Genomic DNA, 11,921 nt, shown 5'->3' with positions numbered 1-11,921 from the left:
TGTGGCGAGCCGGCTTGTTGTAGTGAGCCGGCTTGTCGTGGTGAGCGGGCTTGCCCCGCGTTGGGCCGCGGAGCGGCCCCAGTAAGGTAACCGAGGCGTGTCAGACAGACCTCCGGCGCAGGTTTTGGGGCCGCTACGCGGCCCAACGCGGGGCAAGCCCGCTCGCCACAGGATGCCCGTTAACCATACCAAGCCCGCTCGCCACAGAAGCTTATGCATGGGCGGCTTCCAATTGGATGCGGCCGCTGGAACAGGCCGCGACGCCGTTGCGGTAGGCGAAATACAACTTGCCGCGTTCCTGGTCGAAGCGCAGGTGCAGTTCGATACGGTCGCCGGGGCGCACCAGTTGCTGGAACTTGAGCACTTCCATGCCGGCAAAGGTCGACGGCAGATCGAGCAGTTGTTGGCCGAGGTTGAACGCCCACTCCACCTGGACCACCCCGGGCAATACCGGAGTGACCGGGAAGTGGCCGCTGAAATAGGCCAGGTCCGGCGGCACGCTCAGTTGCACGGTCCATTCGCCATCGACTTCGACTTGCTCCAGCACTTCCGGTGCTTTTGGCCGGGGCGCCAGCAGCAATGCGGCCACATCGGCCTGGGGCAGTTTGCCCTGGGCATTCAGCGGCAGCTGGCGCAGCAGCCGCCAGCGACGCGGCAGCGCCAGGGCTTCGCAATGCTGGCTCAAATGGTGGCGCAGGGTCTGGGTGACAGTCCGTCGGCCCTGGTTGCGCAGGGCGTGCAGGCCGTCGGCACTGAGCACCACCAGCGCGCCGAGTGATGCGCGGTTTTCCTGCACCACCCCCAGGCGCGTTTCGGCGACCCACGGGTGGGCCATCAGCGCCTGCTCGAGCATGGGCAGGGAGATGCGTTTTTCTTCCAGCTTGACGATACGGTCCAGGCGCCCGAGCAGCTCGAAGCGACCATCGGCATGGATGCGCGCCGCGTCAGCGGTTTGTTCTATGTGCCCGACGGGCAAGTACGGCGAGGCGATGCGCAGGGCACCGTCGGCGTCCTGGCTCAGGTGTACATCGGCGAACGGCTGCCAGGGTTGCGCACCCTGGCGCCAGGCGATGCCGCCGGTTTCCGAGCTGCCGAGGATCTCGGTCGGCCATTGCTGCAAGCGCTCGTAAAGACTGCCGGCCGCCTCGATGGGCAGGGCGCCACCCGACGAAAATACCCGCGATACCTGGCTCAGCGCCGGCCAATCGAGGTTGTCGCCCATGCGCTTGAGCAGCGCCGGGCTGGCGACCCAGGCGAATTGCGGGTGTTCGCGGCTGGCGCGTTGCATGTCTTCCGGAAACGCCAGCTGGCGGCGCACAAAGCTGCGACCGGCGCACAACGGCCACAGCACACGGAACAGCAAACCGTAGATGTGCTGGGTGGCGACACTGCCGATGATGCAGGCGTCTTTCAGGTCGGCGCCCCACAGGGCTTCCAGGGCCTGGACTTCATTGGCGAGCTGGCGCAGGGTCTTGTCGATACGCTTGGGTTCGCCGCTGGAGCCGGAGGTGCACAGGCTCAGTTGGCAGGTGTCCAGGTCGAGGGCGGCCGGGCTCAACGGTGCTTGATACAGCGCGTCCAGGTCTGCCGCTTCAGTCAGCCAGGCGTCGACAACCGCGTCCCAGCGTTGGCGGGTCTGGGGTTGCAGATCGGCGGGCAGCAGCACGCTGGCCCCGGCGCGCCAGGCGCCCAGCAGTGCAATCGCCAGCAGGCCGGCGTCTTCCAGGTGCAGGGCCAGGCGCTGGATGCCACGGGCTTGCAACCCGGCGGCCAGGCTCAGGGAGTGTTCCCACAGCTGGGCGTGATTCATCGCAGGTTCGGTAGTCACCAAACGCTGTTCCAGCGGCTCGAGCAACAGATGCTCAAGATTCAACCCATTCATACGCGGCCTCGAACCCTTTGTCGTACCAGCCATTCCACGGCAAACAACAGCCCCATCAGCCCGTAGGCGATCAAGCCGTTGTACAACGTCCACCAGCTCAACGGCGCCCATAGGGTGAGGGCGGCGGCGAGCAGGCCATTACACAGAAAAAATACGCACCACACCACGGTGACCTGGCGCGTATACACAATCGCGTGAGGCGGCAGCACCGGGTCGGTCATGCGCGCCAGACGCTCCACCATCGGCGGGCCGTATTTCAGGCTCAGGCCGAACAGCGCCAACATGAACGCACTGACCAGGCTCGGGTACCAGCGCAACAGGTGCGGGTTGTCGAACCAGGCCAGGGCCAGGCAAAACACGATCACCGCCAACGCCATCCAGCGGCTGCCGGGGCGCGCCGCACCCGTGACCGCGCGCAGCAGCCACAGGCTGCCCAGCAGCAGGCCGAATTGCCAGGGCGCAAAGTGCTCGGTGCCGTAATACACCGCAAACGGGTACAGCAGCCCCGCCAATAACAGGCCAAGGCCGATCAGCCGGCTCATGCGGCAGGCTGGACCAGACGGTACACCGCCTCAACCACGTCGTTGACGGTGCGCACGGCCTTGAACTCTTCGGCGGCGATCTTCTTGCCGGTCTGGCGCTTGATATGGTCGATCAGGTCCACGGCATCGATGCTGTCGATCTCCAGGTCCTGATACAGGTTGGCGTCGAGGGTGACGCGCTCCGGGGGCAGTTCAAACAGTTCCACCAAGGCATCGCGCAGGGTGTTGAAAATATCGTCACGAGTTTGCATGGTCCGGTCTCAAGCTGCCTGTCTGGCCGTGACGAACGCCGCAAGGCTGGCCACGTTGGTGAAGTGATTGCGGGTGTCCTTGGCGTCGGCATCGATCTTGATGCCGTACGTTTTCTGGATCGCCAGGCCCAATTCCAGGGCGTCTACCGAATCCAGGCCCAGGCCTTCGCCGAACAGGGTTTGGTCGCTGCCGATGTCGTCGGCGCTGATGTCTTCCAGGCCCAGGGCCTCGATGATCAACAGCTTTATGTCGTGCTCAAGGCGGTGTTGGTCGCTCATCTTCGGCGAGCTCCTTAATGAAATAGTGGTGCAGGTAATCGTTGAGCTTGCGTGAGGCCTGGGGCGCGGGCCCCAGTGTTGCGAACGCCTGTGGTTCTATATCGGCCCCCACGCGCAAACTGAAGTGAAAACGGCATTTAGGGATGCGATACCAGGGTTCGGCCTTGGTCAGGGTGGTGGGGCTGACCTTGATCACTACCGGGGTGATGATTGTCGCACCGCGCAGGGCAATGGCGGCGGCCCCGCGATGAAAGGCGGGCGCCACGCCGGGTGTGGTGCGGGTGCCTTCGGGAAAGATGATCAGCGTCTGGCCGTTGCGCAGGGCGTCAGCGGCGGCGTCGAGCATGTCTGCGCTGCCGTCGTTGCTTATATAACCCGCGTCGCGCACCGGGCCCCGGGTGAACGGGTTTTGAAACAGGCTCTGCTTGATCACGCAATTGGTCTGGCGCATCAGGCCGATCAGGAACACCACGTCGATCAACGACGGATGGTTGGCGATGATCATCTGGCCTGGCTGGCCGAGCCGTTCGGCGCCTGCGACGCTGTAGGTCAGCACGCCGGCGCGCTGCATCAGGCGGATAAAGAACCAGAACAGCTTGCTGATGGTATGGCGGGCGCGGCGCTGGTGCCTTTCTACGTTGCCCGGCAGGCAGCTGAGCAGGGGAAAGACCAGCAAGCGCAGGCACAACCCGCCGACGCCGAACACGAAGAAGCTCGCGGCAGTGGCGAACAGGCGCCAGTAGTAGGCATCCCGTGGCTTATCGTTCACGACTTGCGTTGCCAGTTCCATACACGGTTCTTCCAGGCATGTTGGCAGGCGCCCTGTTCGGTAAGCAGGGTGCGCAGCAGGTTCAGGGCGTGGGGCCACTGGGTTTGAGTGGGTTGGACAGTGCCGGCGCTGAGTTCCAGTTGCCACTCGTCGCCTGGTGTCAGCAGCAGGCCGAGGGCGTAGGGAAACGGCACGTCAACGATCCAACTGGCGTAGGCCTCGGGCGGCTGTTCTTCGGTGATGACCAGCAATACCGCCGGAGCGCCTTCGTTGAGCAGGGCCGCGGCTTCGAGCATGCCGTGCTCCAGGCCATCGCCGGCGGCGGCGAGGGCTGTCATTTCGCTGGTTTCATTGCGCAGGATCGACCACAGGCCAATCACCGCGTTGTGCACCGACAGGCTGAATTGGGTCGGCGACAGCGGCTGGTCGTTGGCCAGGTCGCTGAGGATGTCGAGGGTGCGCGGGGTTTCGCCATGCCGGGAAATAAACACCAGCGGCAAGTCTTGCAGGCCGTCGGCCAGGGGCCAGCCTACGCTGAACGCCATGCGCGCCAGGCGGCTCAGGCGGCGGCGCTGCATGGCCGGCAGGAACGACACGTCGGGCGAGGCAGCGCTGGCAGGCAGCAACACCGGGGCCTGGCACCAGGCGTGCCAGTCGTCCGCGCTTTCCAAGCCGGGGGCCCAGGCGCGCCATTGGGCGATGTTGAAGTTGATCACTGAGAAGTTATCCCGCCCCTGCGGGCTTCCATGTGCGGCTTTTGGCCCCGAATACCGGGACAAGGAGCAATCGCCGAGTGGCGCGCATTATCCCGGTGCTGCGGGGTTCTAGCAAACTTTGGTAAAGAATTGTGCAAGGCCGATTACAAATAAGACGGGAAGGTTTACAGATTGTCCTTCAATGAGGGGTAACTTGGATCGTCGGACACTTCCTTTTCATTTGTACGTGACCTATGACAGACCCGATGCAATGCAGCAATGCATCGATGAACGAGGTAGCTAACAGGCGCTTTTGCCCTCTACACTCGGACATTCATTGATACACGGAGGTTTTTCCATGCGGCGCGTGGTGTTCAATCAAAAAGGCGGTGTTGGCAAGTCGAGCATCGCCTGCAACCTGGCGGCGGTCAGCGCCAGCGAAGGCTATCGAACCCTGTTGGTGGACCTCGATGCACAGGCCAATTCAACCCAATACCTGACCGGGCTGACTGGCGACGACATCCCCATGGGGATAGCGGACTTTTTCAAGCAAACCCTGTCTTCCGGGCCGTTTTCGAAGAAGAACAAGGTCGATATCTACGAAACCCCCTTCGATAATCTGCACGTCATCACCGCCACCGCCGAACTCGCGGACCTGCAGCCCAAGCTTGAGGCCAAGCACAAGATCAACAAGCTGCGAAAGCTGCTCGATGAACTGAGCGAAGATTACGACCGGATCTACCTGGATACCCCGCCAGCACTGAACTTTTATGCGGTTTCTGCGCTGATTGCCGCTGATCGTGTATTGATCCCCTTCGATTGCGACAGCTTCTCGCGCCAAGCCCTGTATGGCCTGCTGGCTGAAATCGAAGAATTGAAGGAAGACCACAACGAAGGCCTCGAAGTGGAAGGTATCGTGGTCAACCAGTTCCAGGCACGGGCGAGTTTGCCGCAGCAGATACTCGATGAGTTGATTGCCGAGGGCTTGCCGGTGTTGCCGGTATACCTGGCCAGCTCGGTGCGCATGCGCGAGTCGCACCAGGAGAACAAGCCGCTGATCCACCTGGATCCACGGCACAAGCTCACACTGCAATTTGTGGAGCTGCATAACCTGCTGGAAAACGCCTGATTTTGCTGGCGACACAAAACCTCTGTGGGAGGGGACAAACCCCCTCCCACACTGTCCAGCATTGTTCTCCAGGTCCGGTTACACCCCCTGGCTACGCAACCAGCTCATCAGCTGCGGCAACGGAAACGCCCCGCTCTGGCGCGCCACTTCGCGGCCGTTCTTGAACAGAATCAGACTGGGGATCGAACGAATCCCCAACTGCGCCGACAGCTGCTGATTGGCCTCGCTGTCCAGCTTGGCCAGCCTGCACTTGCCTTCCAGCTGCCCGGCCGCCTGTTCAAACACCGGCGCAAACGACTTGCATGGCCCACACCAGTCGGCCCACACGTCCACCAGCAGCGGCAGGTCGCCCTTGATCTGGCTGGCGTAATCGCCTTGCTTCAGCTCGAAAGGCTTGCTCAGTAGAACCGGTTGCTTGCAGCGCCCGCACTTGGGCGTATCTCCCAGCCGCTCTCCGGGGATGCGGTTGAGGCCGTTGCAATGGGGGCAGGGGATAACGAGAGGGTCGGACATGGTGGGCTCCGTGGATGTGGCCAATGCATCCTATCTGGAGTCGGGTATCAGCTTTATCAAGCTCGGGGGCGACGACGCATGTGCTAACAGATTCGCGAATGTCGATTGACGCATGCCTATCTAGGCTGGAAGTGCTTGTTCGAAATAGCACCGCCGGTCCGTTCGACGCCATAGCAAATTGCGATAGTCGGCGTTCGGGTTTAACCTTCATAGCAATATGCGATAGGGATGTTGCATGCGCGTAATCAGTGCGAAACAAATCCGAAATGCCAAGTTGAAGTGGCCTCATTCAGCCAGTGCTTTGGATGAGTGGTATCGGAAAGCCAAAGTCCTCAATCCTGAGGACTTCGCGGCGTTGAAATCGATTTTTCCTACCGTGGATAAAGTGGGGGCGTTACACGTCTTCAACATCGGTGGTAACAAACTACGACTCATCGCGATTGTGCGCTACCGAATGCAGCGGCTCTATATTCGACATGTGCTGGACCATCGGGAATACGACAAGGGTAAATGGAAGGAGTGACTGGAAAATGAGTGTATTGATCGAGCAAGTCGCCGAGCACTGGCAATTCGTATCACCGCTGTTGCGCAAGCCGAAAACCGAGGCTGACTACGATGTGCTGGTGGAGGCGCTCGACGAATTGCTGGATATCGTAGGGGAGGACGAAGCCCATCCGTTGATGGGCGTGGTCGATATCATCGGTGACTGGGTCGAGGCTTATGACCTGGAGCATTGGCCAATGCCTGAGGCGAGCGGTGTCGACGTATTGAGATCAATGATGCAGGAGCATGGCCTGACTCAGAGTGATTTGCCGGGTGTGGGTGCTCAATCGGTGGTCTCGGAGATCCTCAGTGGAAAACGCCAGCTGAACGTGCGACAGATTCGTTGGCTGGCGGATTTTTTCAAGGTGCCGGTCGACCTGTTCATCTAATCGCTAGCATGGCGTGTATCACGACGAACAACTGATCTCCAAATGCTTGCCCCAATCCGGCGGTCGTTGCGCGTACTGTTCCATCCCCGCCTGCTCCTCGAACGGCTTGGAAAGCACCTCGTGCAGTCGCTGCACTTCGCTGTAGTCGCCTGATTCGGCGGCAGCGATAGCGTTCTGTGCGAGGTAGTTGCGCAGGATGTACAGCGGGTTCACTGCGTGCATCCGCTCACGGCGTTGTTTCTCGTTGTAATTCCCGTCCCGCTCAACACGAGCCTTGTACAGTTCTGCCCAGGCATCAAACCCGGCGAGGTCGACAAAATCATCGCGCAGCTTCGCCACCGCCATCGCTGCCGATTCATCCCCAAGTCGCCGGAAGAACAAGGTGTAATCCACGCCGCTGTTCTGCATCAGCTTCAGCAACCGCTCCACCAGCTTCTGGTCGTCGTCTTCGGCGGTGGTCAGCCCCAGTCGACGGCGCATCAGGTCCAGGTAGTGAGCCTGGTACAGCGGCAGGTACAGGCCAAGGGCTTCTTTCAAGGCATCGACGCTGATAAACGGCGTGAGCGCCTGGGCCAGCGCGCTGAGATTCCACTGGCCGATGGGCACCTGGTTGCTGAAGGAGTAACGTCCTTCATGGTCCGAATGGTTGCAGATGAAGTGCGCGTCAAAGTCGTCGAGAAACGCAAACGGCCCGAAGTCGAAGGTGATGCCCAGGATCGACATGTTGTCGGTGTTCATCACGCCGTGGCAGAAGCCATAGGCCTGCCATTTGGCGATCATCTCGGCATTGCGTTCGACGATTTCGCGGAACGTCGCGAGGTAAGGTTCAGGCTGTTCCTTGCACTCGGGGTAGTGCAGTGAAAGCACGTGCTCGGCCAGTTCCGCCTGCTGCTCTGGTTTCTTGGTGTAGTAGAAATATTCGAAATGCCCGAAGCGGATATGGCTCGGCGCCAGGCGCAGCACCATCGCCCCACGTTCCTGCTTCTCACGCCAGACCGGGGTGCTGGAGCCGATCACGCATAACGCGCGGCTGCTGGGGATGCCCAGTGCATGCAGCGCTTCGGAGGCCAGGAACTCCCTAATCGACGAGCGCAGCACCGCGCGGCCATCGCCCATGCGCGAGTAGGGCGTCATCCCGGCACCCTTGAGGTGCAGGTCCCAATGTTCGCCGGCCTCGTTGTACACCTCGCCGAGCAGCAACCCGCGGCCATCGCCCAACTGCGGGGTGTAGCCGCCGAACTGGTGCCCGGAGTAGACCATCGCCCGCGGCTCGGCCTCGGCCCACAACTTGTGGCCGCTGAACAGCTCGGCAAACACCGGTGTTTCGGCCACTGTCGGGTCGAGGTCGAGCAGGGCCATGGCGGCATTGCTTGCCACCACCAGGCGCGGTTCGTCGAGGGGCTCGGGCAATACGTGGGTTGAGAACGCGTCGCCCAGGCGTGCGAAGCGGTTGTCGAAGGTCAGTTCGTCGAGGGCTTTCACCGGCCATCTCCAGCAGAATGTCCGAGCATTCTGCTGGGGATAGGGCGTTTAGTCGAGTTTGCTGGGCGGTGGCTCGGGTGCATCCGCCACTTTGCCGTCCGGCGGCTCCGGCACATCTTGCGCGTCGGCCGGTCCGACGATGGTTCTCTTCTCGTCTTCCACCGGCACCAGCTTGTACTCCTGGCCGTGGAGGTTTTTCAGGTACACCTCCATCTGCCGGAACGAGATGTTGATGTGGTGGTTCTTGAACTCGCGGTTGATAAAGCGGTTCACTTCGTCGATCACCGGGTTGCGGTCGCCGAGGTCGCGCACGTGCATGCGCAGTTCGTGGTCGAGGGTGCTTTCGCCGAAGTTGAGGAAGTACACATGGGGTTCCGGTTCCTTCAACACCCTTGGGTTTTCTCGCGCAGCCTTGAGCAACAATTCCTTCACCAGGTCCAGGTCGGAGCCGTAGTCAACGCCCAGCTTGAGGGTCACACGGGTGATGGTGTCGGTCAGCGACCAGTTGATCAGTTGCCCGGTAATGAACGTCTTGTTCGGGACAATGATGTCCTTGCGGTCGAAGTCGGTGATGGTGGTGGCGCGGATGCGGATCTTGCTCACCGTGCCCGACAGGTTGCCGATGGTGATGGTGTCGCCGATGCGCACCGGGCGCTCGAACAGGATCATGATGCCGGAGATAAAGTTGGCGAAGATCTCCTGCATGCCGAAGCCCAACCCCACCGACAGCGCGGCCACCAGCCATTGCAACTTGTCCCAGCTCACGCCGAGGGTGGACAGGGTCGAGACAAAGCCCACGCCGGCAATGATGTAGGACAGCAAGGTGGTCGTGGCGTAGGCACTGCCCTGGGCCAGGTCCAGCTTGGACAGCACCAGCACTTCCAGCAGGCCGGGCAGGTTGCGCGCCAGGGCGAAGGTGATGCCGATGATGATCAGCGCGCCGAGCAGGTCGCCGATGCTGATCGGCACCATGCTGATATTGGCACCGGTGCCGCTGGTGTATTCGTACAGGGTGACGTTGTCCAGGTAGGAAAATACCGAGATCAGGTCCGACCATACCCAGTACAGCGCCGCGATAAAGCCGCCGAGCAGCGCCAGGCGGATCAGGCGCATCGATTGTTCGTTGACCTGTTCGATATCCAGGGTCGGCTCTTCGATCACCGCTTCGCCTTCGCCGGCTTCCTTGGCGGCCTGGCGTTTGGCCAGGGCGCGGGAATAGGCCAGGCGTCGGGCGGCAACGCCCAGGCCGCGGACGAAGGTGGCTTCGATGACCAGCCAGAACATCAGCAGGTACAGGGTGTTGATCAGCCGGTCGCTGAGCTTGAGTGCGGTGTAGTAGTAGCCAAAGCACACGGCAATGAACAGCGCGACAGGCAGGGCGGTAAACAGCAGGCCCACGGCTTTGCGGAACAGCGAGGCTTTTTCGTGGGTCGGGCTGTGCAGCAGCAGGCGTCCCAGCAGCCAGGCCATCAGGGCGTAGCAGGTCAGGACCACACCAATGCCCAGCACGTCGTCGGCCAGCGCCGCCGGTTGATGCTCGGCAATCGCCACCACGGCCACCAGGGCCAGCACCACCAGCCCGAGCTTGCGTACCCAGCCCTGGAGGAATTCGACCTGGGGCTTTTCCCAGCGGAAGTGCAACTCGGCCACGCCGCCCGGCGCCAGGATGCGGTAGGCGGTGTAGAACACCAGCCATGCCTGGGCGATCTGCAACAGCGCTGCACCCAGGTTGGCGTTCTGCCCACGTGCGTCGATCTGCAGCGCGTAGCCGCACAGCGCCAGGCCCAGTGCTACCGGCATCGCCAACAGGATATTTACCAGGATCGCCTGGGGCGTGTGCCATTGGCTGTCGCGTTTGAAGTGGCCGATGTCCAGGTGGACTCTTTTCAGGCGCGCGTACAACGCGTTGCGGCGCCACAACAGGGCACCGATCAACAGCAGCAACGGCAAAAACAGCAGCGGACGCTGGGTCAGGCCGTCGTACAGCTCGCTGACGCTGGAGGCCCAGGGCAGGGTGGTGACCTGCTTGCTCAGGTGCGCCGGCACGGTTTCCAGCCACTCGGTGTCCAGCGGCTTGTTGCTGGGGATCCAGAACATCTGTTCATCGAGCGTCGCGCGCAGGGTGGTGGCGGTGCTGAGCAGTTGTTTCTGGTTCAGTTGCAGGGTGATGGATTCGTTGAGCAGCGCGCTCAGCTCGCGGCTCAGGCGCTCCAGCAAGTCGCTGCGGGTGATCGCCAGTTCCAGCAGGGTGCGCCGCAGTTGCGGGGTGACGTCGGCCGGCGGCTGGTTGGCCAGCAGGTTATCCACATAGGTGCTGGGGGAGCTGATCAGCTCGCGCTGTTGGTTGACCTCGAACTGGTACAGGCGAATGTTGGCGATATCGTCCGCCAGGTCGCGGTCCACCGTCAGGCGGGGCAACGCTTGTTTCTGCTTATACAGAATCTTCGAGAGGAGCAGGCTGCCCTTGAGCACATTGATCTGCTCGTCCAGGGCCGAATCGCTCTGGGTCACGGTGTCCAGCTGTTGCTTGGTCTGCAGGTTCTTCTGGGTCAGGTCGTTGAGGCGGTCGGTACTCTTGAGCAGGTAGTCGGACAGCTTCAGGTTGGCCGCGCTTTCCGTGGCCAGCAGGCTGCTGCCGCCGGCCTTTTGCGCTTCGATGGACTGTTGGGTGACGGTCTGCTGGGACTGGGCCAGGCGTTTCTGGTTGATCAGGGTTTGCAGGTCCTGGATCTCTTGTTCCAGGCGCGCGGTTTTTTCCTGGATCAAGTCGTGCTGGCTGTTGCCCAGGTCCTGCAGCTGGCTATTGCCGGCCAGTTCCTGGCGACGCAGGGGGATCAGGGCATTCAGGGAGGCCAGTTCGGCATTCAGTTGGTTGCGCTGGTCGCTGCTGAGGGCTTTGCCATTGTCCTTGCCGGCCTTGAGGGTGGCATTGATCTGCTGGATGCGCGTCTGGCTGCTGCTGATTTCGGTCTGGGCGCGCTCGGGACGGGTCTGGGCGGCGATGGTCAGGCTGTTGGCGTCGGCCAGTTCCTTTTGCAGGTCGCCTTGCTGGGTGCTGCGCTGCACCAGCAATTGCTCAAGCTGCGGCACCGGCAGGGTGGCGTAGCGTTGGGCTACCGGAATGACCTTGGTGGCCTTGAGCCGGGTCAGTTCGCGCTGGTTCTCGCTGGTCTGGCGCGGCGCGTCTTCCAGCTGGCGCTTGAGGTCGACCAGGCGCTGCTCGTAATCCTGCTTGTTGCCCAGGTAGGTCAGGGTCTGTTGCAGGATCGACTGCAGCGCCTTCATGTCGGCGTCGGGCAGTTTGCGATCAGGCAGCTTGTCCAGGGTTTGCTGGATGGCGTCGGCGCTGGGCGGGTCGGCGGCGTAGACGCTGCCGACACAAAGGGTCAGGCCCAGGAGGGCAGTGGCGAGAAAAGTGCGCAGGGTTGGCATAGAGACCGATCGAGC

Annotated in this window: 12 protein-coding genes; 3 read left to right on the top strand and 9 right to left on the bottom strand. The window is 61.9% G+C overall.

The genetic code is table 11. The features are described from left to right. Positions 1-211: 211 nt before the first annotated feature. From V3W40_RS18710 to V3W40_RS18685, 6 genes are read right to left on the bottom strand one after another with little or no spacing between them, the layout of a single operon-like run. Positions 212-1,882, bottom strand: a complete 1,671-nt coding sequence (locus V3W40_RS18710; RefSeq protein WP_330215475.1) for an ApeI family dehydratase — start codon at positions 1,880-1,882, stop codon at positions 212-214. Continuing rightward, positions 1,879-2,424, bottom strand: coding sequence for a hypothetical protein (locus tag V3W40_RS18705; protein ID WP_065925689.1), 546 nt, complete (start codon positions 2,422-2,424; stop codon positions 1,879-1,881). Before V3W40_RS18705 ends, V3W40_RS18710 begins: the two co-directional genes overlap by 4 nt. Then, positions 2,421-2,675, bottom strand: coding sequence for an acyl carrier protein (locus V3W40_RS18700; protein ID WP_003187949.1), 255 nt, complete (start codon positions 2,673-2,675; stop codon positions 2,421-2,423). Before V3W40_RS18700 ends, V3W40_RS18705 begins: the two co-directional genes overlap by 4 nt. A 9-nt stretch (positions 2,676-2,684) precedes the next feature. Continuing rightward, positions 2,685-2,954 carry a phosphopantetheine-binding protein gene (locus V3W40_RS18695; RefSeq protein ID WP_027604978.1) on the bottom strand — a complete coding sequence of 90 codons (270 nt, stop codon included), beginning with the start codon at positions 2,952-2,954 and terminating at the stop codon, positions 2,685-2,687. Then, positions 2,932-3,744 carry a lysophospholipid acyltransferase family protein gene (locus V3W40_RS18690; protein ID WP_074848508.1) on the bottom strand — a complete coding sequence of 271 codons (813 nt, stop codon included), beginning with the start codon at positions 3,742-3,744 and terminating at the stop codon, positions 2,932-2,934. Before V3W40_RS18690 ends, V3W40_RS18695 begins: the two co-directional genes overlap by 23 nt. Further along, positions 3,720-4,439 (bottom strand): beta-ketoacyl synthase chain length factor, encoded by a 720-nt coding sequence (locus V3W40_RS18685; protein WP_065925688.1) that lies wholly within the window; start codon positions 4,437-4,439, stop codon positions 3,720-3,722. Before V3W40_RS18685 ends, V3W40_RS18690 begins: the two co-directional genes overlap by 25 nt. Positions 4,440-4,776: 337 nt before the next feature. Between V3W40_RS18685 and V3W40_RS18680 the strand changes: the two genes are divergently transcribed. Continuing rightward, entirely contained in the window at positions 4,777-5,547 is a 771-nt protein-coding gene (locus tag V3W40_RS18680) for a ParA family protein (protein ID WP_141605372.1), read from the top strand. A gap of 78 nt (positions 5,548-5,625) precedes the next feature. On the opposite strand, the gene trxC is transcribed toward V3W40_RS18680, so the two are convergent. Beyond that, positions 5,626-6,060: a thioredoxin TrxC gene (gene trxC, locus V3W40_RS18675; RefSeq protein ID WP_065925687.1), complete on the bottom strand. Its 435-nt coding sequence runs from the start codon at positions 6,058-6,060 to the stop codon at positions 5,626-5,628. Between the two features lie 235 nt (positions 6,061-6,295). On the opposite strand from trxC, the gene V3W40_RS18670 reads away from it, so the two are divergent. Both V3W40_RS18670 and V3W40_RS18665 read left to right on the top strand, forming a co-directional pair. Then, on the top strand, positions 6,296-6,583 hold the full coding sequence (locus tag V3W40_RS18670; RefSeq protein WP_065925686.1) for a type II toxin-antitoxin system HigB family toxin: 288 nt from the start codon (positions 6,296-6,298) through the stop codon (positions 6,581-6,583). 7 nt (positions 6,584-6,590) lie between these two features. Continuing rightward, a complete protein-coding gene (locus V3W40_RS18665) occupies positions 6,591-6,992 on the top strand; it encodes a helix-turn-helix domain-containing protein (RefSeq protein ID WP_074848511.1) in 402 nt (133 codons plus the stop codon). Positions 6,993-7,010: 18 nt separating this feature from the next. Here V3W40_RS18665 and selO read toward each other — a convergent pair whose 3' ends face one another. Both selO and mscK read right to left on the bottom strand, forming a co-directional pair. Further along, positions 7,011-8,474, bottom strand: coding sequence for a protein adenylyltransferase SelO (gene selO, locus V3W40_RS18660; RefSeq protein WP_330215474.1), 1,464 nt, complete (start codon positions 8,472-8,474; stop codon positions 7,011-7,013). Positions 8,475-8,522: 48 nt separating this feature from the next. After that, on the bottom strand, positions 8,523-11,906 hold the full coding sequence (gene mscK, locus V3W40_RS18655; protein ID WP_074848515.1) for a mechanosensitive channel MscK: 3,384 nt from the start codon (positions 11,904-11,906) through the stop codon (positions 8,523-8,525). Positions 11,907-11,921 lie beyond the last annotated feature (15 nt).

Origin of the sequence: Pseudomonas sp. AM8 (assembly GCF_036346475.1) — a bacterium.
Classification (GTDB): domain Bacteria; phylum Pseudomonadota; class Gammaproteobacteria; order Pseudomonadales; family Pseudomonadaceae; genus Aquipseudomonas; species Aquipseudomonas marginalis.
This window is presented reverse-complemented; position numbering and strand designations above follow the sequence as displayed.

Bases quoted from the DNA above. Each gene is read 5' to 3' on its own strand.
- mscK (WP_074848515.1), bottom strand. From the start codon at position 11,906: ATGCCAACCCTGCGCACTTTTCTCGCCACTGCCCTCCTGGGCCTGACC.
- V3W40_RS18710 (WP_330215475.1), bottom strand. From the start codon at position 1,882: ATGAATGGGTTGAATCTTGAGCATCTGTTGCTCGAGCCGCTGGAACAG.
- V3W40_RS18695 (WP_027604978.1), bottom strand. From the start codon at position 2,954: ATGAGCGACCAACACCGCCTTGAGCACGACATAAAGCTGTTGATCATC.
- V3W40_RS18680 (WP_141605372.1), top strand. From the start codon at position 4,777: ATGCGGCGCGTGGTGTTCAATCAAAAAGGCGGTGTTGGCAAGTCGAGC.
- V3W40_RS18700 (WP_003187949.1), bottom strand. From the start codon at position 2,675: ATGCAAACTCGTGACGATATTTTCAACACCCTGCGCGATGCCTTGGTG.
- V3W40_RS18690 (WP_074848508.1), bottom strand. From the start codon at position 3,744: ATGGAACTGGCAACGCAAGTCGTGAACGATAAGCCACGGGATGCCTAC.
- V3W40_RS18705 (WP_065925689.1), bottom strand. From the start codon at position 2,424: ATGAGCCGGCTGATCGGCCTTGGCCTGTTATTGGCGGGGCTGCTGTAC.
- V3W40_RS18670 (WP_065925686.1), top strand. From the start codon at position 6,296: ATGCGCGTAATCAGTGCGAAACAAATCCGAAATGCCAAGTTGAAGTGG.
- trxC (WP_065925687.1), bottom strand. From the start codon at position 6,060: ATGTCCGACCCTCTCGTTATCCCCTGCCCCCATTGCAACGGCCTCAAC.
- V3W40_RS18665 (WP_074848511.1), top strand. From the start codon at position 6,591: ATGAGTGTATTGATCGAGCAAGTCGCCGAGCACTGGCAATTCGTATCA.